25 protein-coding genes are annotated in these 25,418 nt (G+C 64.3%); 3 read left to right on the top strand and 22 right to left on the bottom strand.

Going from position 1 to position 25,418, the window contains the following annotated elements; genetic code table 11:
• Positions 1-10 precede the first annotated feature (10 nt).
• The 3 genes from RBB39_RS04985 to kdgD form a co-directional block, all read right to left on the bottom strand.
• Positions 11-445: a tripartite tricarboxylate transporter TctB family protein gene (locus RBB39_RS04985; protein ID WP_045991807.1), complete on the bottom strand. Its 435-nt coding sequence runs from the start codon at positions 443-445 to the stop codon at positions 11-13.
• Between the two features lie 95 nt (positions 446-540).
• Entirely contained in the window at positions 541-1,599 is a 1,059-nt protein-coding gene (locus RBB39_RS04980) for an ABC transporter substrate-binding protein (RefSeq protein ID WP_045991808.1), read from the bottom strand.
• A gap of 123 nt (positions 1,600-1,722) precedes the next feature.
• Positions 1,723-2,640 carry a 5-dehydro-4-deoxyglucarate dehydratase gene (gene kdgD, locus RBB39_RS04975; protein ID WP_045991809.1) on the bottom strand — a complete coding sequence of 306 codons (918 nt, stop codon included), beginning with the start codon at positions 2,638-2,640 and terminating at the stop codon, positions 1,723-1,725.
• A gap of 205 nt (positions 2,641-2,845) precedes the next feature.
• Here kdgD and RBB39_RS04970 point away from each other — a divergent pair, with 205 nt between their 5' ends.
• On the top strand, positions 2,846-3,808 hold the full coding sequence (locus tag RBB39_RS04970) for an AEC family transporter (RefSeq protein WP_045991810.1): 963 nt from the start codon (positions 2,846-2,848) through the stop codon (positions 3,806-3,808).
• A gap of 1 nt (position 3,809) precedes the next feature.
• On the opposite strand, the gene RBB39_RS04965 is transcribed toward RBB39_RS04970, so the two are convergent.
• The 12 genes from RBB39_RS04965 to RBB39_RS04910 all read right to left on the bottom strand — a co-directional run bounded on the left by RBB39_RS04965 (position 3,810) and on the right by RBB39_RS04910 (position 16,312).
• Positions 3,810-4,124: an antibiotic biosynthesis monooxygenase gene (locus RBB39_RS04965; RefSeq protein WP_045991811.1), complete on the bottom strand. Its 315-nt coding sequence runs from the start codon at positions 4,122-4,124 to the stop codon at positions 3,810-3,812.
• 103 nt (positions 4,125-4,227) lie between these two features.
• Positions 4,228-4,716 (bottom strand): phosphohistidine phosphatase SixA, encoded by a 489-nt coding sequence (gene sixA / locus RBB39_RS04960; protein ID WP_045991812.1) that lies wholly within the window; start codon positions 4,714-4,716, stop codon positions 4,228-4,230.
• Positions 4,706-5,776, bottom strand: a complete 1,071-nt coding sequence (locus RBB39_RS04955) for an NAD(P)H-dependent glycerol-3-phosphate dehydrogenase (protein ID WP_045991813.1) — start codon at positions 5,774-5,776, stop codon at positions 4,706-4,708. The genes sixA and RBB39_RS04955 overlap by 11 nt, the downstream gene beginning before the upstream one ends.
• 193 nt (positions 5,777-5,969) lie before the next feature.
• Positions 5,970-7,412 carry an NAD(P)(+) transhydrogenase (Re/Si-specific) subunit beta gene (locus RBB39_RS04950; RefSeq protein WP_045991814.1) on the bottom strand — a complete coding sequence of 481 codons (1,443 nt, stop codon included), beginning with the start codon at positions 7,410-7,412 and terminating at the stop codon, positions 5,970-5,972.
• 16 nt (positions 7,413-7,428) lie between these two features.
• Positions 7,429-9,000 (bottom strand): Re/Si-specific NAD(P)(+) transhydrogenase subunit alpha, encoded by a 1,572-nt coding sequence (locus tag RBB39_RS04945; protein ID WP_108131474.1) that lies wholly within the window; start codon positions 8,998-9,000, stop codon positions 7,429-7,431.
• Positions 9,001-9,544: 544 nt separating this feature from the next.
• Positions 9,545-10,531 carry an alcohol dehydrogenase catalytic domain-containing protein gene (locus RBB39_RS04940; RefSeq protein ID WP_045991816.1) on the bottom strand — a complete coding sequence of 329 codons (987 nt, stop codon included), beginning with the start codon at positions 10,529-10,531 and terminating at the stop codon, positions 9,545-9,547.
• 15 nt (positions 10,532-10,546) lie between these two features.
• Positions 10,547-11,308 (bottom strand): SDR family NAD(P)-dependent oxidoreductase, encoded by a 762-nt coding sequence (locus RBB39_RS04935; RefSeq protein WP_239452511.1) that lies wholly within the window; start codon positions 11,306-11,308, stop codon positions 10,547-10,549.
• Between the two features lie 2 nt (positions 11,309-11,310).
• A complete protein-coding gene (gene hisD, locus RBB39_RS04930) occupies positions 11,311-12,624 on the bottom strand; it encodes a histidinol dehydrogenase (protein WP_045991818.1) in 1,314 nt (437 codons plus the stop codon).
• Positions 12,625-13,040: 416 nt separating this feature from the next.
• Positions 13,041-14,342, bottom strand: a complete 1,302-nt coding sequence (locus RBB39_RS04925; RefSeq protein ID WP_231498473.1) for a TRAP transporter large permease — start codon at positions 14,340-14,342, stop codon at positions 13,041-13,043.
• Between the two features lie 20 nt (positions 14,343-14,362).
• Positions 14,363-14,926, bottom strand: a complete 564-nt coding sequence (locus RBB39_RS04920; protein ID WP_083970439.1) for a TRAP transporter small permease — start codon at positions 14,924-14,926, stop codon at positions 14,363-14,365.
• Entirely contained in the window at positions 14,898-16,064 is a 1,167-nt protein-coding gene (locus tag RBB39_RS04915; RefSeq protein ID WP_045993115.1) for a TRAP transporter substrate-binding protein, read from the bottom strand. Before RBB39_RS04915 ends, RBB39_RS04920 begins: the two co-directional genes overlap by 29 nt.
• A gap of 2 nt (positions 16,065-16,066) precedes the next feature.
• Positions 16,067-16,312 (bottom strand): hypothetical protein, encoded by a 246-nt coding sequence (locus tag RBB39_RS04910; protein WP_045993114.1) that lies wholly within the window; start codon positions 16,310-16,312, stop codon positions 16,067-16,069.
• 293 nt (positions 16,313-16,605) lie between these two features.
• On the opposite strand from RBB39_RS04910, the gene RBB39_RS04905 reads away from it, so the two are divergent.
• Positions 16,606-17,634 carry a LacI family DNA-binding transcriptional regulator gene (locus tag RBB39_RS04905; protein WP_045993113.1) on the top strand — a complete coding sequence of 343 codons (1,029 nt, stop codon included), beginning with the start codon at positions 16,606-16,608 and terminating at the stop codon, positions 17,632-17,634.
• Positions 17,635-17,741: 107 nt separating this feature from the next.
• On the opposite strand, the gene RBB39_RS04900 is transcribed toward RBB39_RS04905, so the two are convergent.
• The 7 genes from RBB39_RS04900 to RBB39_RS04870 all read right to left on the bottom strand — a co-directional run bounded on the left by RBB39_RS04900 (position 17,742) and on the right by RBB39_RS04870 (position 24,419).
• Complete coding sequence (locus tag RBB39_RS04900) at positions 17,742-18,743, bottom strand: Ldh family oxidoreductase (RefSeq protein WP_052704375.1); 1,002 nt, start codon at positions 18,741-18,743, stop codon at positions 17,742-17,744.
• On the bottom strand, positions 18,740-19,675 hold the full coding sequence (locus RBB39_RS04895; RefSeq protein ID WP_045993111.1) for a hydroxyacid dehydrogenase: 936 nt from the start codon (positions 19,673-19,675) through the stop codon (positions 18,740-18,742). The genes RBB39_RS04900 and RBB39_RS04895 overlap by 4 nt, the downstream gene beginning before the upstream one ends.
• A gap of 35 nt (positions 19,676-19,710) precedes the next feature.
• Entirely contained in the window at positions 19,711-20,295 is a 585-nt protein-coding gene (locus tag RBB39_RS04890; protein ID WP_052704374.1) for a tripartite tricarboxylate transporter TctB family protein, read from the bottom strand.
• Positions 20,292-21,815, bottom strand: coding sequence for a tripartite tricarboxylate transporter permease (locus RBB39_RS04885; protein WP_045993110.1), 1,524 nt, complete (start codon positions 21,813-21,815; stop codon positions 20,292-20,294). Before RBB39_RS04885 ends, RBB39_RS04890 begins: the two co-directional genes overlap by 4 nt.
• Before the next feature lie 10 nt (positions 21,816-21,825).
• Entirely contained in the window at positions 21,826-22,791 is a 966-nt protein-coding gene (locus RBB39_RS04880; RefSeq protein ID WP_045993109.1) for a tripartite tricarboxylate transporter substrate binding protein, read from the bottom strand.
• Positions 22,792-22,962: 171 nt separating this feature from the next.
• On the bottom strand, positions 22,963-24,132 hold the full coding sequence (locus RBB39_RS04875; protein ID WP_045993108.1) for a UxaA family hydrolase: 1,170 nt from the start codon (positions 24,130-24,132) through the stop codon (positions 22,963-22,965).
• A 2-nt stretch (positions 24,133-24,134) separates the two neighbouring features.
• On the bottom strand, positions 24,135-24,419 hold the full coding sequence (locus tag RBB39_RS04870; protein ID WP_045993107.1) for a UxaA family hydrolase: 285 nt from the start codon (positions 24,417-24,419) through the stop codon (positions 24,135-24,137).
• Positions 24,420-24,611: 192 nt separating this feature from the next.
• Here RBB39_RS04870 and RBB39_RS04865 point away from each other — a divergent pair, with 192 nt between their 5' ends.
• Positions 24,612-25,334 carry a GntR family transcriptional regulator gene (locus RBB39_RS04865; protein WP_045993106.1) on the top strand — a complete coding sequence of 241 codons (723 nt, stop codon included), beginning with the start codon at positions 24,612-24,614 and terminating at the stop codon, positions 25,332-25,334.
• Positions 25,335-25,418: the final 84 nt, after the last annotated feature.

Raw genomic sequence — 25,418 nt, 5'->3', positions numbered from 1 at the left:
CAACTCTCCCCTACGGCAAGGTGATGTAAAAAAGCTTGGCGAAGATCAGCCAGGCCAGTGAGGGTGCCACCACGGCATTGATCGCGGCGGTGATCACCTTGCGGCGGGTGCGGGTGTGCATGTACATCATCGACATCAAGAACAGAAAGACGATGGACACGAACAGAAAGCCGTAGCCGGTATAGGGGAACAGGTTCCCCACCACCGACATGAGCACGAAATAGGCGGTGATCAGCACCAGGGTGCCGAAGAAACGAAATCCGTCCATGGACTCGCCGATGATCGGCAACGTTCTCTCGCCGCGTTTGACCGCAGCAAAGAAAGGAACAAGGCGAAACACCACGATCAGGGCGAACAGCAACGCCAGTACCCAGTGAATGATCGTGGGGAAGAACAGATGAGAGCTGTCGAAGTCGATCGACACACTCAACGGTGAGGATTCCATAGCGGCTCCGGGGCAGGCCTGACGGGAGAGCCTTGCGAGTTGTGTGGACGGACAAGAACAGGGATGCCGGCGGGCAAGCCGCCGGCAGCGGTCCCTTACTTGATGCTGTCGATGATGTCGGCGTAGCGGTCGGCCTTCTCGCGCAGGTGGGCCTGGGCTTCGTCGGAGGGCATGAAGTCAGGAATAAAGAACGACGTCTTCTGGGTCTTCTGGATCTCGCCTTCGGCGTAGATCTCTTCCAGGGTGGCGTCGATCTGCTCGACGATCTCTGGATTCATGTCCTTGTTGTAGAGGAAAAAGAATTCCTTATCGAAGGCGAAGTTCTCGCCTTCTCCCATGGTCACCTCGACGTTGGGCTCGACGAACTGCAGCAGTGTCTCGCGGTCGGTCTGACCCAGACCTTCCTCGTTGGCCTGCTGCAGGGTGTCATGGCGTGCGGTCAGCCAGACGAAGCGCATGGCCTTCTGGTCATCCTCAGGCAGACGGGTGTACTGCTCGTTGGCCTGCACCGAGCCGTTGATCAAGTCCGCCTGGTCATCGAACAGCAGCTGATTCTTGTCGGCCTGGGAGCCGGTATTGACCGCCACCAGGTTGTCTTCCATTCCGGGGTGCTCGATGCGGATGGCGTTCTTGAGTGCGGTGTAGCCAATCTCGGAGACGCCACCAGGCTGGATCGCCACGCGCACGGTCTCACCACTGCCGACCGCTTCGATGATGTCGTCCAGGGTCTGGTAGGGCGAGTCCTTGGGCACCAGGTAGGCATTGCCCGGATTGATCGCAATGGTCGGACCGATGATGTAATTCTCGAACGGGTCCTTGTAGCCCTCGACCCCGTACTGATTCCCCAGGTAGGCCTGGTCATGGAAGATCATCAGAGTGTTGCCGCGAGGATCACGATCCAGGGCGCGATAGGCAGCGCTGACGCCCACCGCGTCGACCTTCATGTTCAGGTCCAGCGCCTCGGACAGCTGGTCCACCACGATGGCCGAGTTCTGGTAGGTGTCGCCACCGGTGGAACTGGAGCCGATGACCACACGGATGTTACCGCGCAGGGGCCCGTCGGCGGCCAGCGCCGCAGCGCTACCCAGGGCCAGCGAGGTCGCCAGGGCGGTAGCGGTCAGGGTCAGGGGCAGAGAGAGTCTTGGCATGCTCATGAAGTCACCTCATTGAAATGGTTGTTGGTGGCTGGACGAGTGGTGCCCTTCGATACGGGAGGATCGTGACGAAGGGCCAGATCGAGGAGCGGTCTACACCGTAGCGCTAGCGACCGCCCTCGGTCAGAAGGAACGGGCGCGCTCGATCAGCTGCTCGAGCTGCTTGCGCTCATCATCGCTTGGCATTTCCAGCGGGGCACGCACCGCGCCGGACGGACGGCCGATCAGGTCGGTGCCGGCCTTGATCAGGCTGACGGCGTAGCCTGCCTTGTGGTCACGCAGGGCGACGAAGGGCAGGAAGAACTCGCGGGAGATCTTGCGCACGGTATCGCTGTCACCGGCACGCAGGGCCTTGTAGAAGGTCACCGCCATGTCCGGCACGAAGTTGAACACCGCGCTGGAGTAGGTGTTTACGCCCACCGCCAGGTAAGCCTCGGCGATGATCTCGGCGGTGGGCACGCCACCGACGTAAGCCAGTCGATCGCCGACGGTCTTGATCACGCGGTTGAGCGCCTGCATGTCGCCCTTGCCGTCCTTGAGCCCCACCAGGTTGGGGTTGGCGTCGGCCAGCCGCTTGGCGGACTGAGCGTTGAGCACGCCGTTGCCACGGTTGTAGTAGATCACGCTGACGCTGGTGGACTGACAGATCCGGCTGGCGTATTCCACCAGGCCGTCCTGGGGACACTCTGTCAGGTAAGGCGGCATCAGCAAGATACCGTCGGCGCCCTCTTCCTCGGCGATGCGGGCGAACTCGGAACCGGTGGCCACGCTCAGACCGGCGCTGGCGATCACCGGCAGCTTGCCATCGACGACTTCCACGGCCAGACGGACGATCGCACGGAATTCTTCCAGCGACAGGCTGAAGAACTCGCCGGTGCCACCGGCGACGAACACCGCCGAAATCTCGTGACTGATGAACCACTCGAGACGCGCGCGATAACTCTCGGCGTCGAAACGTCCTTCGGCGTCGAAGTCCGTGACCGGAAAGGACAGCAGACCATCGCTGATCGCCTGCTTGACCTGTGCATGGGAAAATTTCACCGAAACGTCCTCCTGTCTTCGTCGTGAACGGACATGAGGGTTTCGATTCCCCGTCATGTCATACATCATACAAAGTACAAGTTAGCGACTTGTTTCAGGACTGACAAGGGACGCTATGGTAAATTGAGACCAAAGTTCAAGGCGCACCTCTCTGATCCCTTGTGGACGACCCGGCGCCACCATCAAGAGGCTTCACAGCGCGCCCATGTCATTGATCGATGTCTTCCTGTCGACGCTCAACATCAGCCTGCCGGTGTTTGCCATGGTGTTTATCGGCATTGCGCTCAAGCGACTCGGCTGGATCGATCAGGCCTTCGTCAATACGGCGTCGCGACTGGTGTTTCGCGCCACCCTGCCGGCCATGCTCTTTCTCAGCCTGATCCGCGCCGATCTGGAACGCACCCTGAACCCCTGGATGCTGGCCTTCTTCGCACTGGCCACCATTGCAAGCTTCGTGCTCGCCTGGGGCTACGCTGCGCTTCGGGTCAAGCGTCACCAGCGCGGGGTCTATGTACAGGGCGCCTTTCGCGGCAACTGCGGAGTGGTCGGCCTGGCACTCGCCCACGGCATGTACGGCGAGGTAGGGCTATCGCTGGGGAGTCTGCTGCTGGGGGTGGTAATCCTCTGCTACAACGTGCTGTCGGTGGTGGTGCTGGCGGCATACCAACTGGACGAGGACGGCCGGCGCAAGGCCATCGACTGGAACAGCATCTTCCGCCATATCCTGACCAATCCGCTGATCCTGGCGGTTGTGGTCGCCACGCCCCTGGCGGCGCTGCAGGTCAGCCTGCCCGAGTGGATCGAGACCACCGGTGACTACTTTGCCTCCTTGACCCTGCCGCTGGCGCTGATCTGCATCGGCGCCACCATCTCCACCCGGGCGCTCAAGACCAGCTATCGCACCGCCGTCAGCGCAAGCTTCGCCAAGATGGTGGTGATCCCGCTGGTGGCCACCCTGGCGGCGCTGGGGCTTGGCTTTCGTGGTGCCGAGCTGGGCGTGCTGTTTCTGTTCTTCGCAAGCCCCACCGCGGCGGCGGCCTTTGTCATGGCCAAGGCCATGGGCGGCGATGAGATCCTGACGGCCAATATCATCGCCCTCACCACTCTGGTGGCCAGTATCAGCGTGACGGTGGGTGTCTTCGCCCTGCGGCTCAACGGGCTGATCTAGTTCAGCCCTTGGCTTCAGTCCCCTCGACCACCTCGAACTGCTCGATACCGCCGCCCTCGCGGGTGGCCTCTGCCGGCAGCGGGTTGGCGTGGGCACGCTTGAAGTCATCGCTGCCGACCCAGGCACGAAACGCCGCCTGGCTCTCCCACTGGGTCTCCACCACGTAGGGCGCCTGGTTGCCCAGCGGCCTCAGCACACGCATGGCGACAAAGCCCGGCTGCTTGTCGATCTCTCCGGCGCGACGGCGAAAGCGCTCTTCGAACTCGTCCTCAAAGCCCGGATTGACGAAGATGCGGTTGTTGACGAAAAAACTCATGGGCGTCCCTTCAGGTGAAAGCCCGCCAGTGACGGGCCCGTTCTATCGAGTGCGAAATATGGCAGACACGTCGCTTGCACCACGCCAACCACTGCGGTCAGGGTCAGCGAAGTGACGATGGCGTGGTCATGCCCACCAGCCGCGCACAACCAGCGGCTCTGACATCGGCCTCCAGTTCGGCGATTGCCGCGGTGACAAAGCCCACCCCGGCCCCTGCCCTGCCCTCCGCCAGCAGCCCGGTCAGGGCCGCGACCAGCGGCATATGACTGACCAGCAGCAGCGGGCCCTCGTCACTTTCCAGCGTCAGCCAGTCCACCACGGCCTCGGGGGAATCGTCGGGGGTGATGATGTCCAGGGTATCGAGACTCACCTCGTCCGGCAGTGCTTCCAGCACCAGGGCGGCGGTCTGCTGGGCACGCACGTAGGGACTGGCCAGCACCTTGAGCCGGCCCCAGTCGATGTCGTCACGACTCGCCAGCCAGCGGCCCATGGCGCGAGCTTCGTCCTCGCCGCGGGTGGTCAGCCTGCGCGCCTCGTCGGGAAAGCCCGGAGTGGCCTCGCCGTGACGCATGATCCAGAGTCTATCCGCCATTCTTGGCCTCCGTCTGTCGCCGGTCCTGCTTGACGTCCTCGCGGGGGAGCACGAACTCGACGTCGCTGCTCTGCTCGCCGCGCATCAGCAGCTTGGCCATGTCACGGGCCGGCACGCCGCGAAACAACACCTGATAGAGCCCTTCCGCCAACGGCATGTAGACGCCTTCGGCATCGGCCTTGTCGCGCACCAGCTTGACGGTATTGACCCCTTCGGCCACCTGGCCGAGAGACGCCACCGCCTCGTCCAGGCTCTGACCCTTGCCCATCGCGAAGCCGACGCGATAGTTGCGCGACAATTCCGACGAGCAGGTCACGATCAGGTCGCCGACACCGGCCAGCCCCAGGAAGGTCATCGGATTGGCGCCCTGGGATACGGCAAAGCGGCTCATCTCGGCCAGCGCACGGGTCATCAGCATGCTGCGGGTATTCTCGCCCATGCCCAGCGCCGCCGCCATGCCGGCGGCGATGGCGTAGATGTTCTTGAGCGCTCCGCCAAGCTCGACCCCGTAGCGGTCATTGCTGGCGTAGACGCGGAAATAGTCACAGCCCAGCGCCGCCTGCACGCGGGATCTCGTCTCGGCGTCGTGGCTGGCGATCACCGTGGCGGTGAGCTGCTTCTGGGCCACCTCGGAGGCCAGGTTGGGCCCGGACAGCACGCCCACGTGGGCAAACCCCGTCTCGTCCTCGAGGATCTGGCTCATCAGCTTGAAGCCATCCTCCTGGATACCCTTGGTGGTGCTGACCAGAATCTGCTCGGGCTTGAGCCAGGGACGTGCCTGACGCACCACCTCGGCGAAGGCCTTGGAGGGAATCGCCACCAGCACCAGGATGGCCTCCTCGAGCACCCACTCAAGTTCGGTGGACGCCTCGACCCTGGGGTTGATGGCGTAGTCGGGCAGATAGCGCGGATTGCGATGATCACGATTGATGCTTTCCACCAGCGCGCCGTCCCTGAGCCATTGGCGCACGTGGAAGCCGTTATCGGCGGCGATGCTGGCCAGCGCGGTGCCGAAGCTCCCGCCCCCCAGCACCGCCACCCTGGTGTCCATGTCGGTCATGCTTGCTCCGCAGTCGATGAGTCTTGGTGGATTGTACCGAATCTGACGTCACGACGAGGGATCTCGTCGCCACTTTGACTGACCTGGTGCCACAACGAGCAACGCCCCTCGAAAGGGGCGTCGTCGGGCCCCTGCGAAGAGGGGCGTCGTCGGGCCCCTCGAAAGAGGAGCCCTGTACTACACGCGGCTCAGATCAGTCGATCAGCGGAATCAGCGAATCGATACTGGCCCGGGCATCGCCGTAGAACATCCGGGTGTTCTCCTTGAAGAACAGCGGGTTCTCGATGCCCGAGTAGCCGGTTCCCTGACCACGCTTGCACACGAACACCTGCTTGGACTCCCACACCTTGAGCACCGGCATGCCGGCGATGGGGCTGTTGGGGTCTTCCTGGGCGGCCGGGTTCACGATGTCGTTGGAGCCGATGATGATGACCACGTCGGTGGAAGCGAAGTCATCATTGATCTCGTCCATCTCCAGCACGATATCGTAGGGTACCTTGGCCTCGGCCAACAGCACGTTCATGTGACCCGGCAGACGACCTGCCACCGGGTGGATGCCGAAGCGCACCTCCTTGCCGGCGGAGCGCAGCTTGCGCACCAGTTCGCTGACCGCGTTCTGGGCCTGGGCCACCGCCATGCCATACCCCGGCACGATAATCACGCTGTCGGCGTCGTTGAGGGCGCTGCTGACGCCACCGGCGTCGATCGACACCTGCTCGCCCTCGATCTCCTGGGCCGGCCCCTGGGTACCGCCGAAGCCACCGAGGATGACGCTGACGAAGTTGCGGTTCATCGCCTTGCACATGATGTACGACAGGATGGCACCGGAGGAGCCCACCAGCGCACCGGTGACGATCAGCAGGTCATTGGACAGGGTGAAGCCGATAGCGGCCGCGGCCCAGCCCGAGTAGCTGTTGAGCATCGACACCACCACCGGCATGTCGGCGCCGCCGATGCCGAGGATCAGGTGCCAGCCGATGAAGAAGGCGAGCAGAGCGATCAGCAACAGTGTCCAGAAGCCGGCACCGTTGAGGTAGGCGATGGCCAGCACCAGCGAGAGAATCGCCGCACCGGCGTTCAGGGCATGACCGCCGGGGTACTTCTTCGGCTTGCCGTCGATCTTGCCGGCCAGCTTGCCGAAGGCGATCACCGAGCCGGTGAAGGTCACCGCACCGATGAACACGCCCAGCACCACCTCGACCTGCAGGAAGGTCAGCTCGGCAGGTGTCTTGTAGGCCAGAGTAGCGGCGAACGCCGACAGGCCGTCGAGGGACTCACCGGCCGCCTTCAGCGCCAGCACCCGGGCACGTTCCATCTCGGCGTTCCAGCCGACGAACACCGCCGCCAGACCGACGAAGGAGTGCAGCGCCGCCACCAGCTGCGGCATCTGGGTCATCTCGACCCGCTTAGCCACCATGGTGCCGACCACGGCACCGACGATCATCAAGGGGATCATCAGCCAGTAGTTGCCGATGTTCGGGCCGAGCATGACGGAGAACACCGCCAGGCCCATACCGACGATGCCGTACCACACCGCGCGCTTGGCCTTTTCCTGATTGCTCAGTCCCCCCAGCGAGAGGATGAACAGCACACTCGCCGCGATCGCCGCGGCGGTTACGAATTGTTGTCCTAGCATTTCGTCTCTCCGCGGTTCAGGACTTCTGGAACATGGCCAGCATCCGGCGTGTCACCAGGAAGCCACCCACGACGTTGATGGAAGCGATCAGCACCGAGATGCCCGCCAGCAAGGCGACCAACCAGCTACCCGAGCCCACCTGGAGCACGGCACCGAGGATGATGATCCCGGAAATCGCATTGGTCACCGCCATCAGCGGCGTGTGCAGAGAGTGACTGACGTTCCAGATGACCTGAAAACCGACGAAGCAGGCCAGCGCGAAGACGATAAGGTGCTGCATGAAGGACGCCGGCGCCACCAGACCGAGCAGCCCCATGACGATGCCGCCGACCGCCAGCATGGTGACCTGGCTCTTGGTCTGCTTCATGAAGGCAGCGTGTTCGGCAGCCTTGCGCTCCTCCGGTGTCGGCTCCTTCTCCTTGGGCTTCGGCTTGGCCGCGGCGATGGCCTTGACCTTGGGCGGAGGCGGCGGAAAGGTGACCTCACCCTGGTGGGTGACGGTCGCGCCACGGATCACGTCGTCTTCCATGTCGTGAACGATCTTGCCGTCCTTCTCCGGCGTCAGATCGGTCAGCATGTGACGGATATTGGTCGAGTACAGCAGCGACGACTGGGTGGCCATGCGCGACGGGAAGTCGGTATAGCCGACCACGATGACGCCGTTGTCGGTAACCACGCGCTCATCAGGCTTGGTCAGGTCGCAGTTGCCGCCCTTCTCGGCGGCCAGGTCGACCACCACAGAGCCCGGCTTCATCGCCTTGACCATGTCCTCGAGCCACAGCTTGGGAGCCGGGCGTCCGGGGATCAGGGCGGTGGTGATGACGATATCCACCTCGGGGGCCTGCTGACGGAACAGCTCGAGCTGCTTTTCGCGGAACTCGGGGCTGGAGGGCGCCGCATAGCCACCGCTTTCGGAGCCGTCCTGGGAGTCCTCGAAATCGAGGAACAGGAATTCGGCGCCCATGGACTCGATCTGCTCGGAAACCTCGGGGCGCACGTCGAAGGCACGCACCACCGCACCAAGGCTGGTGGCGGTGCCGATGGCGGCAAGACCGGCGACGCCGGCACCGATGATCAGCACCTTGGCCGGAGGCACCTTGCCCGCGGCGGTAACCTGACCGGTGAAGAAGCGCCCGAACTGGTTGCCTGCCTCGATCACCGCGCGATAGCCGGCGATGTTGGCGGTGGAGGACAGCGCATCCATCTTCTGGGCGCGGGAAATCCGCGGCACCATGTCCATGGCGACGACGCTGGCACCCTTGTCCTTGCAGGTCTCGAGCATCTCCTCGTTCTGGGCCGGCCAGAAGAAGCTGATCAGGGTCTGGCCCTGGCGCAGCAGGTCGGACTCTTCCTTCTGTGGCTCGCGCACCTTGACGACCACGTCGGCCTGCTCGAACACCGCCTCCATGCTGTCGACGATAGTGACACCGGCCTCTTCATAGGCGGCGTCGGTAAAGCCGGCAAGCTCACCTGCGCCCGTCTCGATCAGGCACTCGTGACCCAGCTTCTGAATGTGTCCGGCGCTCTCGGGCGTCAGCGCGACACGCGCCTCGCCCTTATGCCGTTCCCTTGGTGCTCCTATCTTCACGATGGATCTCCCATGTGGCCAACGTTATTACGATTGCTTGTTATGGTTTCTTGTTGTCATTCCTACCAGTGTTACCTCTTGTGGCTAGTCTGCACAAGAGGGGATCGCCAGTAATTTGTGCACTGCAATGTGAGAGCAACCACCTGAATCCATTAAGAGAACCGGCACGAAGCGGGGTGTAACCTTATGCCCTTCCGAGCCTCCCAGGCCCGGCGTGCCCGGTCTGGCGGCGTGATCACACCCTGAAGGCAACCTCCAGCGAACAACAACGGAAAATGCAGCCTGAGGTCGACCGCCCTTTCACGATTGAACAAGCGCTCACTCAGCTATTTATTCGCTCAGAAAAAACGTCGAACATCTGCGCCACCTTGCCGACCGGATGAACCCAGAAGATAGCCGAAAGGATGACAGATAGCGCTGGCGACAGGACTGGCAAAAGGATGACAGATAGCGCTGGCAAAAGCGCTGGTGAAGCAACAGGCGACGCACAGCGCGTCCACTCGACATCGCCTGTTCAAAGCGCTGCTCGGTGCCAACGCGGCCCTTACGGATACAGAATGACCTTGGCGGCGGCGCTGCGCCCGCTTGCCAGCTCCTCGAAGGCGGCCGGCCCCTCGGCCAGAGGCCGCTTCTCGACCCAGGACAGCTCCCCCAGCGCACCGGCGTCGAGCAGTGCGACGGCAGCGCGAAGATCACCGAAGCTGTAGGTGTAGGCACCAAGAAAACTCAGCTCCTTCAAGGTGATGGCGCGGGTATCCGTGACCCCATCGTTGTCCTGCAGACCAAGGTGCATGATGGCGCCACCAGGACTAGCCGAGGCCACCGCCATCTTGCGCGTGGGGCCAGCTCCCACACAGTCGAACACCGCTTCCACCGAGTCGGCCCGGGGCGGCGCTTCGCGCGGGTCGAAGGCCTCGAGCCCGACCCTTAGCGCCGCCTCCCGGCGCAGCGGGTTGAGATCGGCGATACGCAGCGAGCGCACCCCGCGCTGGCGCAGGATCAAGGCGGTCATCAGGCCAATGGCGCCGGCACCGATCACCAGCACCCGGGACTCCGCCAGCGGGCGATCGAGCACCCGCTCCAGGCGGTGAATACCATGCACTGCGGTCGCCACCGGCTCGGTCATGGCGGCGATCTCGGCGCTGAGCGTCTGTGGCAGCTCGATCAGGCTGTGATCGGCGATGTTGACCGTCTCGGCGAAGCTGCCGGGGCGATTCATGCCGATCATGCTGCGGTTCTCGCATAGATTCTGGCGCCCGGCCTGGCAGTACTCGCAGTGGCCGCAGACAATCAGCGGGTTCATGGTGACCCGCTTGCCCTTCCAGGCACCCTCGACCACCCGTCCCGCGACCTCGTGGCCCAGGATCATCGGCGGCACCCGCCGGGGATCATGGCCATGGTAGGCATGCAGGTCGGAACCGCAGATGCCGGTGGCCTCCACCTGCACCCGCGACTCCCCCGGCTTGAGCGGCTCGGGCTCGGTGCCACGCATCTCCATCTGCTCGCGAGCGACGTAGAACAAGGCTTGCATGGTGAGTCTCCTGAATCACTTGGCGGTAAAGCCGCCATCGACGTGAAGGATCTGGCCGGTGACGTAGGCCGAGGCCGGGGACGCCAGGAATACCGCCGGTCCCGCGATATCCTCAAGCCGCCCGTTACGGCCGATGGCGGTCTGGCGCGCCAGCGCCTCGGACCTGGCCGCATCATCGAACACCGGTGAGGTCAGCTCGGTAGGAAAGAATCCCGGCGCCAGCGCATTGGCGTTGATACCGTGGCGCGACCAGGCCTCGGCCATGGCGCGGGTCAGCTGGGCGATGCCACCCTTGCCGGCCCCGTAGGGGGCGCTGTCGGGAAAGGCACGACTGGACTGCAGCGAGGCCAGGTTGATGATGCGACCGTAGCCCGCCGCGCGCATCCCCGGAACCAGCGCCCGTGACAGAAAGAACGGCGTGCCCAGGTGGAGCTGCAGGGTCAGCTCCCACGAGGCCAGATCGACCTCTTCTGCCGGCTGGCGCAAGTTCACCCCGGCGGCGTTGACCACAATCTGGGGATCGCCAAACGCCTCGGTGGCGCGATGTGCCACCTCTTCGAGGCCCCTGGCGTCGGCCAGGTCGGCGCTGAGGGCGGCCGCCTGGCCGCCCATGCTCCGAATCCGCTCCACTCCCGCATCCAGCGCGTCCTGACGCCTGGCGGCCAGCACCACCCGGGCGCCGCTCGCCGCCAGTGCCTCGCCGATGGCAAGACCCAGCCCGCTGCTGCCCCCGGTGACCAGCGCCACCCGTCCGTCGAGGTCAAAATCGGGGCGCATGGTCATACGTCCTCTTCCACCGCCAGCACAAAGCGCTCATCGGGATAGTACTTGGCCAGACGGATATCGCCGGTTCGGGCATGGCCTTCCATGCCCTCGCAGCGCGACAGCCTGGCGGCGGTGGCGGCTACGGTGCGGGTGGCCTCGCGGCTCTGGCGCTGGTAGGTCACGATCTTGAGGAACTTCTGGGCGCACAGCCCGCCGGTGTAACGCGCCGCCCCCTTGGTCGGGAGGATGTGATTGGTGCCCGAACACTTGTCGCCGAACGCCACCGAGGCTTCCTCGCCGACGAACAGCGAGCCGTAGCTGTTGAGGCGCTCCATCCACCAGTCCAGATCCTCCACCTGCAGTTCCAGATGTTCGGAGGCATAACGATCGCTGACCTCGACGGCTTCCTCCCGGGTATCGCAGACGATGATCTCGCCGTAGTCGCGCCAGGCGGCGTCGGCGGCCTTGCGCTGGGTTTCCGGCAGGTCATCGATACGCGCCTGGATGCGCTGATCCACCGCTTCGGCCAGTTCGCGCGAGGTGGTGAACAGCCAGGCCGGCGAATCCGGGCCGTGCTCGGCCTGGCCAACCAGGTCCTCGACCACGATATCGGGATCGGCCCTGTGATCGGCGATGATGCCGATCTCGGTGGGCCCGGCGAACATGTCGATGCCGCAGCGTCCGAACAACTGACGCTTGGACTCGGCGACGAAGCGGTTGCCCGGGCCGACCAGAATGTCGGCGGGCTTGCCGGTGAACAGTCCAAAGGCCATGGAGGCGATGCCCTGAACCCCGCCCATCTGCAGGATGACGTCGGCACCGGCGAGATCCATCGCATAGAGGATGGCCGGGTGGATGCCGTTCTTGTCCCGCGGCACCGAACAGGCCACCACGTTCTTGACCCCGGCCACCTTGGCGGTGGCCACACTCATGATCGCCGAGGCAATATGCGCGTAGCGGCCACCGGGCACGTAGCAACCGGCGGTCTCCATCGGGATCAGCTTCTGCCCGGCGAACAGGCCCGGAGACAGCTCGGTCTCGAAGCCCTGGATGCTGTCGCGCTGGGCAGCGGCAAACCGGCTGACGCGCTCATAGGCGAAGTGGATATCCTGCTTGAGCTGCTCGGGGACCTTCTCCCTGGCCGCCTCGATCTGGTCACGGCTGACGATGACGTCGCCTTCCCAGCCGTCGAGTTCACGACAGTATTCCCGCGCCTTGGCCTCTCCCCCGGCCTCGATCTCGGCGAGCATGCGCGAGACGACTTCATGGGTCTGGGTGTCGTTGCTGGAGGCATTCTTGTCGGCTTGCTTGTAGTAGTGAATCGCCATGTTGAGTCTCCTTGAGGTCATCGGCCGGTATCGGTCGCCACACATGCTTGAGTCTTGAGCATGCGCAGTGCCTAGGGTGTGCCGTCGACTCGGCCGTGATGCGCCGACGGCGTCGTTGTTCTGGTGAGCGTTGCTCTAGCGAGGCGTGGACCGGCCAGTCGCCTAGCGTCGCCCTCGCCCTCGCCCTCGCTTCGTATCTTTACGTCTACACTTTTGTAAGCGCTTACAAATCCGTTGAAAAAAGGGGGAAGACAGCTCTCCCCCAACCTCTCCCTGGGCTCAGTCCGAAAAGTCGACGAGCGAAGGTTAGACAAGGCAAAAATCGGTGAGAAAGCGCAGTTTACGGGGTGTAAATGAGCATTTTGATCCGATTTTTAACGCCGTATTACCGAGCGCAGGCACTTTTCAGACGAGCCCTACCCTATCGCCCAGGTCGACAACCAAGGCAAATAAGCGATCATCAACACCACGATCAGCATCCCCAGCACGAACGGCAGCGCGTAGCGAGCGATCGACAGGACCGAACAGCGGGTCAAGCCGGACACCACGAACAGGTTGAGTCCCAGCGGTGGCGTGATGAAGCCCAGGCCCAGGGTGGTGACCATCAGGATCGCGAAGTGGAACTCGTTCATCCCCGCCTCCAGCGCCAGTGGCAGCAGCAGCGGCGCCAGGATGACGATGTTGGGGGTGGTTTCCATCACGCAGCCAGCCAGCACCAGAATGCCGATCATCATCAGGATCATCAGCCAGGGGGCGTCGGTGACACCGCTGATTCCGCTGACCAGGGTCTGGGGGATATCGAGGCTGGCCAGGCTCTGCGCCAGCGGCAGGGACACCGCGATGATCGGCACGATGACGCCGCACACCCGCGCCGAGCTCTCCAGCATGCGCGGAATGTCACCCAGCGTCAGGCGACCCTGGCGCAGGCCGATGATGACCACCACCACCACGGCCACCGATGCCGCCTCGGTAGGAGTGAAGATGCCGGTGTAGATGCCGCCCAGGATCACCACCGGTACGAACAGCGCCCAGCGGGCGTCCCATACGGTGTCGATCCAGCGTCGCCAGGAGAAACGCTCGCGATCGCCTTCGAAGCCGTAGATGCGATTGAGCACCATATTGGTGGCCATGACCGAGATCATCACCATCACCCCGGGGATCGCCGCCGCCAGAAACAGCGTCGAGGCGGACATGCCCAGCACCAGGCCCATCACGATATAGGCGATCGATGGCGGGATCAGGATGCCGGTGCAGGCGCCGGAGGCCACCAGCGCGCAGGCCGCCGGCAACGGATAGCCGCGCTCCACCAGCCGGGGAATGGTCATGCGCCCCACCGCCGCGGCACCCGCTGCGTCCGAGCCGGAGATGCAGGCAAAGAAGCCGCAGCCCAGCGTCGTAGAGCTGCCAAGGCCGGTCTTGAGCCCGCCGACGCTGGCCTCGGCCACATCCAGCAACTTGCCGGAAAGCCCCGAGCGCACCAGGGCATCGCCGGTCAGGATAAACAGCGGCACCGCGATCAGCGCAAAGGCGTTGATGCCCTCGAACAGCGACTCGCCGAACACCGACAGCGGCAAGGTCTCGGTAAAGGTCAGCATGCCCAGGGTGCCGAGACCGATGGCGACCCACACCGGCACCCCGACCAGGATCATCACGATCAGCGCCGCCAGCGGCGCATAGAAGGTCCAGTCCAGGGAGGCCGCGGCCTGTTGAAGTTCCATGAATTCCATGACGGTCCCCCTCAGTCGAAGAGCTTCTGGCCATCGAAGACCGGATCACCACGCTGCATGCGCCGGATATCCGCCAGCATGCTCTGCACCACTCGCCAGGCGATCAGCAGAAAGCCCACCGGGATGGCGGCCAGAAAGAACGCCTGGGAAACCCGCAGTCCCGCGGTGACCGAACCGAAGTTGATCGATGTCAGCACCGGTGCGATTGACAGGTACAGTGCCCACACCGCCAGCACCAGGGTGGCGATATCCGAGATCCACCAGCCCAGGCGCTTCATGCGAGGCCCGCCCAGGTTGATCAGCACATCGATGCGGATATGGGCGCGGTCCCTGACCGCCGCGGCAGCGGCGAGCCAGGCCAGGTAGATAAAGGCATAGCGCGCCAGCTCCTCGCCCCAGACAGAGGAGTAGTTGAGGGCAAAGCGGCGGATGACTTCCACCGCCACCGTCAGGATGATCAGCGCGTAGAAGGTCAGCAGCAGCCAGCGCTCGGTGCGGCGATCGACGTCGTCACAGCGCAGGCGCAGGGCGCGCCAGCGCGTGTCCTTAGGCGTTGCTGTCGACGAAATAGCCATTTTGCACCTCCGTGGCGGCCAGCAGTTTGTCGAATGCCTCCAGCGACCCCGCCAGTTCACGCTTGGTCTCGTCCCAGGCGGGCAGCTGATGGCCGCAACGCTCGACCCACTGGGCCTTTTCCTCGTCGCTCAGGGAGTAGACCTCGACGCCGGCCAGGCGCATCTGGTCATGGGCGTAGGCTCGCGCCGCCGGGACCTTGGCGAGGTTTTCGCGGAAGGTGACATCAGACGCCTGCATGACAGCGTCCTGAAGCGCGCCATCCAGGCTGTCGAACCAGGCCTTGTTGCAGGTGTAGACTTGGGCATCCGGCACCGACTGGATGGTGGAGATGCTCGACAGCACGTCGGTGAAGCCGAACACCAGCAGGGCCTGGACACTGGGGTCGAGGGCATCGGCCACGCCCTGCTTGATCGCCGACGAGGTCTCGCCCCAGGCCACCGGCGTCGGGTTGGCACCGGCCAGTCGATAGACCTGCTGCAGGATCTGCGAGGACGGCACCCGGAACTTGATGCCGGAGATGTCATCGGGGACCCGCACCGGGCCATCGAGCAGCCCCTCGCGCACGGCGACGGTCCTCGGGTCGATGCAGATATAGGACAGCACCTTGAAGCCGCGCTCCTCGACCTTGTGGTGAACGGTGTCGCGCCAGGCGTCCGAGGTCACCAGATTGATCAGACGCTGGTTCTCGCCACACCAGTAGGGAATGTTCACCAGGTCGGCTTCCGGGGCGAAGGACGACAGGTTGGACAGCGAATGCTGGGCGATGGCGATGGAACCGTTCTGGACCATCGAGATCAGCGCCCCGCCGGTGGCGAGCTGACCACCGGGCGCCAGCTTCACGTAGAGCCGACCGCCGGAGAAGTTCTGCAGGTTCTCCTTGAAGTTGAGCTGCATGATCGGATAGGCCCGCGAGGCGCCCAGGGTATAGCCGGTGGCGAGCACGATGGTGCTCTCGGCCGCGTTCTCTCGCTCGGACTCTTCCTTGGCGGTGGCCGCCATGGCGCTTTCCGAGAACAACGCACCGCCGACCGCACCGACCACCGCGGCGGTAAAACCGAACTTCGCCACGGTGCCCATGAACAGCCGTCTTTCCGGCTGGCTGGGAGCACCGCTGTCATTGGTGATGAAATCTCGCATGGTCATTGTCCTTGTTGTGTGGTTGGCGTGCCCGGCTCGGCGCCAGACGGCGCCTTGCCCTCGAACTTGAGGCAGGCAGAGACGAAGAAGGCGGTAGCGAGCGTCAACAGCACCGCCTCGTAGGCGGCTTCCAGCGCCCACATTCCCGGTACATAGCGCTGGATGGCGACGTTGACGAAAAAGGCGGCGAACAGACATATCGACAGCCATAACATCAACTTGGCTGAGGACGAAGACGACCTGGACATGGGTGGCGACTCCCGACTCTCGTTGTATTTGGTGGTACGCGTCGTTGTCGATCTTGCTGAGCCTGGACCGGCTCCGCTCGAAGCCGTGGTCAGGCTAACGAGGCAAAAATGCAGCAGTGAACTACGATCAACGCTGTCTGCTGCTATAATTGTAAGCGCTTACATGGCGCACCATTCAAGGTAGATTCCTCTATAGGACTTGTCCAGCCAGAATCCTGTAAAGGACCTTCGACTTTAGCCGCAACCGTGGCGCCGATCGGATCACACCGGTGGCGCCACCCAGGAGAGGCCAGATGAACGATCGTCCCACCAGAGCGTTGCTGGAAGATGTGGCCCGGGAGGCCGGGGTCTCGACGGCGTCTGTCTCGCGGGTGCTCAACGGCGCACCCCACGTCAGCGACCGCCTGCGAAAGAAAGTGGAGGCTGCCGTCGGCCGCCTCGGCTACGTGCCGGATGGTTCGGCCCGTGCACTGGCCTCGCGCCGCATCGGCGCCATCGGTCTGCTGGTACCGACCCTCGACAACCCGATCTTCGGCACCATGGCCAACAGCCTGGAGCGGCGCCTCAAGGAGCATGACTGTCGTCTGCTGCTGGCCACCTACCGCTACGACCTCGAGGACGAACTGCAGGCGTTGCGGACGCTGGTCCAGCATGGCGTGGACGGCGTCGTGTTGATCGGCCATGAACACCTTGCCGACGCCTACCGTCTGCTTCACCAGCGTCAACTGCCCTTCCTCACCAGCTGGCAGACCCATGACAAGGCCGAAGCCCCCTGTATCGGCTTCGACAATCGCGGCGCCGCCAGACAGCTGGCGAGCCACCTGATCGACCTGGGCCACCGCCGCCTCGCCATCGTCACCGCACCCTATGAACACAATGACCGTGCCCGGGCCCGCTTCGAGGGGTTCAGCGATGCGATTACCGCTGCCGGTTGCCCGGCGCCGGACGTCGAGGTGGTGGAGTACGGTGTCGCCGAGGGCGCCGACGCCTGCGCCAGACTGCTGGAGATGTCCTCCCCGCCCACGGCGCTGCTTTGCGGCAATGACACCCTGGCCTTCGGCGCCCTGCTCGAGGCCCAGCGACGCGGGCTCGACCTGCCTAGGGAACTGTCGATCACCGGCTTCGACGATCTGCCCCAGGCGGCCTACATGTCGCCATCGCTGACCACCGTCTCGGTGCCCGCCAGTGACATCGGAGTGCATGCCGCCGACGCCCTGATGACGTGGATTCGCCATCGCGAACGGCCCAGCGACCTGCACCTGGATGCCAGCGTCCAGCTACGGGGATCGACGGCGCCGCCACTTGCCGGAATCGGCCAGTAGGCCGGCTGAGCTGGCTGATAAAGCCATTCAGCAAAGCTATTCGGGAAAGTCGTTCTAGGCGCTATCCGCGAACTGTATCCGCGAACGCTATCCAGGAAGCCGCACTGCTAGGAAGTCGCAATGGCCGTCAGGTCATCCACCACCGCCGTCGGCAGCGCCAACCGATCATGGCTCTGGCGTCGCAGCTGGTGGCGCCGGTCGCCGGGCAGGCGCACGCCCGGCTGCTCGAGCATCGCGGCGAACAGCACTTCACAGCGCGCGAGCACATCGGGCGCGAAGCGATCGACGTCGAACAGCAGCATCAAATGACCGACCCCGGGTGGCTCTCCCTGCGCCTCGAAGAAAGACCCCGCCTCGAAACCGAAGCGACTACCGGAAAGCCCCGCGCACAACAGCTCCACCATCATCGCCAGCGCCGCCCCCTTGGCGTCTCCTGCCGGCACCATGCTGCCCTGGATGGCGGTCTCTGGATCGGTGGTAGGCGCCCCATCCGGCCCCACCGCCCAGCCCTCGGGGATCGGCTTGCCGGCCTTGCGCGCCAGCATCACCTTGCCCCTGGCCACCTTGGACAATGACAGGTCCAGCAGCATGGGTTCGCCCTCGGGTCGCGGACAGGCGAAGGCGATGGGGTTGGTGCCGTAGAGCGGCTTGTGACCACCCCAGGGCGCCATGGCCGACGGCGCATTGCTGAATGCCAGCGCCATAAAGCCCTCCCGAGCCGCTCGCTCCACCGGTGCACCGGCCACCCCAAAGTGGTGAGAGCGTCCGATGGAAATCGCGCATAGCCCCTGCTGCCGCGCCACCTCGAAGCCGGCGTCCAGCCCGCTGGCGATGGCCGGAAAGGCCAATCCATGGTCGGCGTCGACCCGCACCACCGCGCCATCGGCTTCGGCCCTGGGTATGGCGCCGGCGTTGACCTTGCCGCTGGCGGCCTGGTCCAGATAGAACGGTAGGCGCGAGAGCCCATGGGACGGCAGACCGTCACGCTCGGCGTCGAGCAGCGCCTCCACCGTGATGGCGGCCTCGCGCTCGGGGAAGCCTCTGGCACGCATCGCCTCCATGGCGAGTTCCCGCGCCTGTTCGCGGGCAAGTGTTGTCGTCTGGCTCATGCCACCCCCTCCGGCGTCAGTACCGCAACCACGTTCTCGGCGGTCATCTGGCTGATACGCGCGTTGGACTCCTCGGTCACCCCGGCGATATGCGGGGTCAGTACCAGATGGGGCACCCCTTCGAGCACCGAGCCTGCGCCAAGTGGCTCCTGTTCGAACACATCGAGCATGGCCCCCGCCAGGCGTCCACTGGTGAGCGCCTCGGCCAGTGCCGGCTCGTCCACCACCCCACCGCGGGCGGCGTTGATGACCACTGCGCCGGGCTTCATGACGGCCAGGCGATCGGCGTCCAACAGGTGTCGGGTCTGGTCATTGAGCGGCACGTGGAGACTGACCACGTCGGCCTCGGACAGCAGCACTTCCAGCTTCTCGCAGCGCTGGGTCTGGCCCCAGGCCGCAGACTCGGCCGGCAGGTGGGGATCGAACGCCAGCACCTCCATACCGAGGGCCCGGGCGAGCCCGGCGGTGACCTGGGCGATGGCACCAAAGCCCACCAGACCCAACCTCGCGCCGCTGACCTCACGCCCCATCAGCGCCTGGCGGGGCCACTCCCCTGCCAGCATGGCCGGGGTCGAGGCGTAGGAACCTCGGCGCAGCATCAGCGCCCCGGCGATCACGTACTCGGCCACCGAGCCGGCGTTGCCACCCTGGGCCGGCTTGACCTCGACGTCGCGCTCGGCGCAGGCTCCGAGGTCGATATTGTCGAGTCCGACACCAAGACGCCCCACCACCTTGAGGCGCGGCGCCCTTGTCAGCAGTTCGCTATCGACCTGGGTCCGATTGCGCACGATCAGCGCATCGGCGTCGGCCACCGCGTCCAGAAGGCGTCCTCGATCCTCGACCAGACGGGTGTCACACAGCACTTCGTGGTGCTCACCGAGCCAGGCCACCGCCTGCTCGTCCATGAATTCCGAGATAACTATCCTGGCCATCGTTTTACTCCCTCGATAATGGCGTCGAATCGACCTCACAGCGTGAACCAGCGACCCGCGGGCAGCGGAACATTGAGTACCAGCGCAAACAGGGCATAGAAGAAGGCCACCAGCACGGCGCCGGTTGCCAGGTGTCCGGCCAGGCGACGTGGATGCCAGCGCCGGTACTGCGCCACCACCATCAGCCCGACGAAGCTTGCAAGGCCGGTCAACAGGAAGCCGAGCCAGGGCAGCGCCAGGGCCCAGGCCAGCATGATTCCGACCAGCGCCAGGCGACGAGGGGTCGAGCCCGCACTCGGATCAGAACTTGGATCAGAACTCGAATCAGAGCCCCGCTCATGGTTGGCCACCACCCCGCGCAGCCCAAGCTGCCCCAGGCGCAGCAGCCCCGCGGCGATCACCACCAGCGAGATCACCGCAGGAAATACCGCCCCGAGCTGACTCATCTCACGGGTCTCCCACAGGCATAGAGCGGCGCCGGCGACGAATAGCGTCGGCAGCAGATACTCGCTTGCTCGGGAGCAGGAGGCCTGGATGGCGTGCTTCTTCTTGCTGGCAGCGCTGGCGTTGTGGCCAGTGCTCGTGTCGTGACCAGTGCTTCTGTTGTGAACAGCGCTCATGGCGACGCCTCCCCATTGATCGTCTTGTCCTGACGTCTTGCCTCACGCCGTGCCTTGACCATCGGGTAGAAGACGCTCAGCAACGACAACGCAATGATCGTCAGGCTGATCGGACCACCGAAGAAGGTAGCGAACAGCGATCCGCTGGCCCGCCCCATCAGGAAGCCCTGGACGAAGCCCTGCTCGGCGATGGGTCCGAGGATCAGCCCCAGCACGATGGGCGAGGGCCGAAAGCCGTAGCGATTGAGCACCCAGCCCAGCACCCCCAGGCACAGCATGATCACCACGTCGCTGGCGCTGTTGCGGATGGCGTAGGTGCCGATCACCGTCATGAAGGCGATGGTCGGTACCAGCAGCGCCTTGGGAATGGAGATGATCGACTTGAAGGCGTAGCGCCCGATCAACAGACCCAGCGGCAGCAGCAGGCAGGTGGCCAGAAACAGCCCGGCGACGAAGGTGTAGGTGATACCGGCGTTGGTGGTGAAGAGCTCCGGTCCGGTACGAAAGCCCTGCACCAGCAAGGCCCCGAGGATCACTGCATCCGGCGGCGTGCCCGGGATGCCCAGCACCAGGGTCGGAATGAAGCCGCCGCCCACGGTGGCATTGTTGGCGGCCTCGGTCGCCAGCACCCCCTGAGGATTGCCCTTGCCGAAGCTCGCCGGTTCGTCGGCCACCCGGCGTGCCTCCGAATAGGACACCAGGCTTGCAATCGAGCCGCCCGCCCCGGGCAGGATGGCGACACCGGTGCCGATGGTCGCCGAGCGCAGCAGGTTCAGCTTGCCCTTGATGGCGATCGCCATGCCCTCGCGAAAGCGCACCCCGCGCGACACGCCATCCACCTTGAGGTGAGCGGCGGGTGTTGCCACCAGATCGATCAGCACCGGAATGCAGTACAGGCCGATCAGTGCCGAGACCGTCTCGATGCCACCAAGCAGCACCGGCGAGCCGTAGGTGTAGCGGATATCGCCGCCGATCACCGCGACGCCCACGGTGGACAGCAACAGGCCGAAGCCCGCCCCCATGAACCCCTTGAGGGTCGAGTCCTCGGACAGCGCCGAGATCAGCGTCAGCCCGAAGATCGCCAGCCAGAAGTACTCCACCGGCCCGAAGCTGAGCGCGACCTGGGCCAGCAGCGGCGCCAGCAGCAGCAGCGCCAGCACCCCGACCAGCCCACCGACCACCGAGGCGATGGTCGACAGGGTGACGGCCAGATCACCGTCACCGCGGCGGGCCATGGGATAGCCGTCGAAGGTGGTGGCGATGGCCGAGGGCGTCCCCGGCGTATTGACCAGTATCGCCGAGTAGGAGCCGCCGTAGATGGCCCCGGTATAGATGGCGCCGAGCATGATCAGGGCCGACTCCGGCGCCATGCCGAAGGTCACCGGGACCAGCACCGCCACCGCCATGGTGGCGGAAAGCCCCGGCAGGGCACCGATGACGATGCCCGCCGTTACCCCGAGCAGGGCCAGCGCAAGATTGAGCGGCGACAGAGCGCCGAGCGCGTGAACGATAAGATCCATGGCGTTGACCTCAGTCGATCAGGCCGAGTTCTCGCGCGCTGGTCTCATACTGCTGGCTCTGTTCGGCCAGAAAGTCGGCAACGTCATCATTGCCGACGTCCATCAACACGAAGCCCAGATCCTCCATCTCCTGGCGGAACTGGGGATTCTGGTTGATCTGATCGAAGATCTCGGACAACCGCGCCTGAACGTCTGCCGGCGTCTCGCTGGGCACCGCCATGCCACGATAGGCGCCGCCCACCATGTCATAGCCGAGTTCCTGGAAGGTCGGCACGTCGGGGAACAGCGGATGGCGCTCCTCGGCGGCCACCGCCAGCATGCGCACCTTGTCCTGATGGTTGGCGGCCACGGTGGTATAGCCCCACTCGGCCTGGACCTGGCCACCCAGCAGAGCGGTGACCGCCGCGCCGGTGCCCTTGAAAGGGATGTAGGTAGTGGTGACGTCGGCCAACTGCTGGAAGCGCGTATTGGCCACGTCATTGGCACTGTAGGTGCCGCTACCGGAGAAGGTCACCACACCGGGCGCCTGGCGCGCCGCCTCGACCAGATCTTCCAGGGTCTGGTAGGGGCTGTCCTCGCGGACCAGGATGGCGTCCGGCGAGTAGTGGAAGAAGTAGAAGTTGTTGACGTCCTCGGTGGCAAAACCGGCATCCTTGCCCATCGGCTTGAGCACGATATGGGGCAGATTGGAGCCCATGATGGTATGGCCATCGGCGGTCATGTCGTTGAGCTGGGACCAGCCCACCGCGCCGCCGCCACCGGGCATGTACTGGATGATCAGCTGCTGGCCGGTGATCTCCTCGAAGTACTTCTGCTGCAGTCGGGCACTGATATCGGACTCGCCGCCCGGACCGAAGGGGATCACGTACTGCACGTCCTTGGCGGGAAAGTCCTCGGCGTCGGCGAGGGCCAGCGGGGCCACAAGGGTTGACGCCGCCAGCATCGCGGTCAGGGTCAGGGTGTGGGAAAGGCGCATGACGTTACTCCTGATGTTGTCGTTATGGGGTGGTCAGGATCTTCGCTACGAGCAACTCGCTTTCATTGCTCGCCGTTCTTGCACAACCTTCTTTACTACAACGGCCTGCCCCTCCCGACGAACGGCGGGAGGAGCCGGTTTTTTTGCCAGATCGCCGCCTCGGGCGTTGGCTTAGGCGCTTTCGTACAGACGGGTCAGCACAAACTCCCGATGCCCCAGCGCCTCGGCGGCGGTATTGCGGCCATTGGCGGTGCGCAGCATCATTTCAAGCAGCTGATCACCGGCCTCTTCCATGTTGATCTCGCGCTTGAGGATCGAGGACACATCGACGTCGATGTGCTCGCTCATGGTGCGCACGGTGCGCGGGTTGGCGCAGATCTTCACCACCGGCAGGATCGGGTTGCCGATGACGTTGCCCTGCCCCGTCGGGAAGAAGTGCACCACGTAGCCGGCGGCGGCGCACAGGGTCACCATCTCGGCGGCGGCGGAAGACGAGTCCATGAACCACAGGCCCGGCTTGTCCGGCGTTTCGGCCTTGTCCAGTACGCCATCCACCTTGCAGCGACGGCCGATCTTCTGGATGTTGCCCAGCGCCTTCTCCTCGATGGTGGTCAGGCCACCTTCGATGTTGCCCTTGGTCGGCTGGGACTCGGACAGGTCGCTGGTCTTGTGGCGGTCGATCATGTCGCTGTAGCGATCGAACATCGCCTGGAACTGTTCGCGCACCTCGGGGGTGGCGCAGCGCTCGGCCACCAGGTGTTCCCCGCCGGTCAGCTCTGAGGTCTCGCCGAATACCAGGGTGCAGCCGGCGTCGTACAGCTTGTCGAAGGCGTCGCCCACGGTGGGGTTGGCGCCGCAGCCGGAGGTGGTGTCCGACTCGCCGCACTTGGTGGACACCCACAGTTCGCTGACGTCGCACTCCTCGCGCTGGATCTCGCTGGCGTACTGGACGAATTCCTTGGCCTTCTTGGAGGCGGCACAGATGGTGTTGTGATCACCATTCTGCTCGATCCAGAAGCCTTCGACCGGCTTGCCGGTGGCCTTGATGCCGTCCACCACCTTGTTGGTCCAGCCTGGCTCGATACCGATCACCACCACCGCCGCCACGTTGGGATTGCAGCCGGTGCCGATCAGCGTGCGGAAGTGCAGGTCAAGATCGGCGCCGAACTGCAGGCGGCCGTAGGGATGCGGCAGCGCCAGTGCGCCCTTGATGTTGTTGGCAACCGCTTCGGCGGCAGCATTGGAAATGTCGTCCACCGGCAGCACGATCACGTGATTACGGACCCCTACACGGCCGTTTTCACGCCGATACCCCTGGAACTTGCGACCCTTGATTTCCATGCTTACCACCTCTTTGTCTTGACGTTGTGTACGTGCAGGTGCTCGCCCTGCTTGATCGGCTGGACGACGCGACCGATATCGACGCCGTACTTCATCACGGTGTCGCCCTCATCGAGGTCACGAATGGCCAGCTTGTGACCGATGGGAATGGCGTCGCTCACCTCGAAGGTGACCGTCTGGTCCTGATGCATGACCCAGCCTGTCAGGGTCTGCCCCGCCTCGACGCCTTCGACCACCACGACCCCGACACTGTCGTCGGCATCGTGCACTACGAAATCGATGCTCATGCTGCCCCTCTCCTGAACGAATGTTGTTGACGTTGTGATATCGCCGGTTGGCCCTGGGCAGGTGTCGCTTGCTGCCCTCACAACTCATGTATAGGACATAGGATATAGGTTAGTCAAGTATCAACTAGATTTCCCTCGAGCTATACTGGCGGCGAAGAAACGGGCCTCGCCCAACGCAAAGAAGGAACCCGCATGGATCAGCCAAGCCTCAGCTACCGACCGCTCTACCAGCAGATCAAGGAGGTGCTGCTTCAGCGCATCGTCTCGGGAGAGTGGGCACCCGGCACCTTTATCCCCAGCGAGTCGGCGTTAGCCAAGGAGTATCAGGTCAGTGTCGGCACCCTGAGAAAGGCGCTGGACTCCCTGGCTAGCGACAACGTGGTGATCCGCTACCAGGGAAAGGGCACCGTGGTCGCCACCCACGATCAGGACAGCTCGCTGTTTCGCTTCTTCCACCTGACCCGACTCGATGGCACCCGCTCGCTACCGACGTCGCGCATCCTGGTGCGCGAAAGGCGTCCGGCCAACGAAGAGGAAATGGAGGTGCTGGGATTGGAGGACGCAGACGACGTCATCCATATTCGCCGCGTCAGGGAGCTCGACGAACGCCCCGCCCTGCTCGAGGACGTGGTGGTCGCGGCGACACGCTTTCCGACGCTGGAAAGCCTGCCGGAGACCCTGCCAAACACCCTTTATCAGCTGTATCAGCAGCGTTTCGGCTGCAACGTCAGCCACGCCGAGGAACGCCTGTTCGCAGTGGCGGCGGGCAAGGACGAAGCCCACCACCTGGAAATCGCCGAAGGCAGTCCGATCCTCGAGATACAGCGGGTGGCAAGAGATATTCAGGAGCAGGCGCTGGAGTACCGAGTGTCCCGTTGCGAGACCCGGCATCACTGTTACTTCAACGAGTTGTAGCGCCCCGACCCAGCCAGGCTTGCTCGATTGATGGCCAGGCAGCGTGCCCGATGTGGGCAGCCACTACTGGCCTTGAAGGGTCGA

It is taken from the genome of Halomonas sp. MMSF_3323 (assembly GCF_030733595.1).
Classification (GTDB): domain Bacteria; phylum Pseudomonadota; class Gammaproteobacteria; order Pseudomonadales; family Halomonadaceae; genus Halomonas; species Halomonas litopenaei.
Note: the sequence above shows the minus strand (reverse complement) of the source record. Positions and strands in the feature narration are given on the sequence as shown.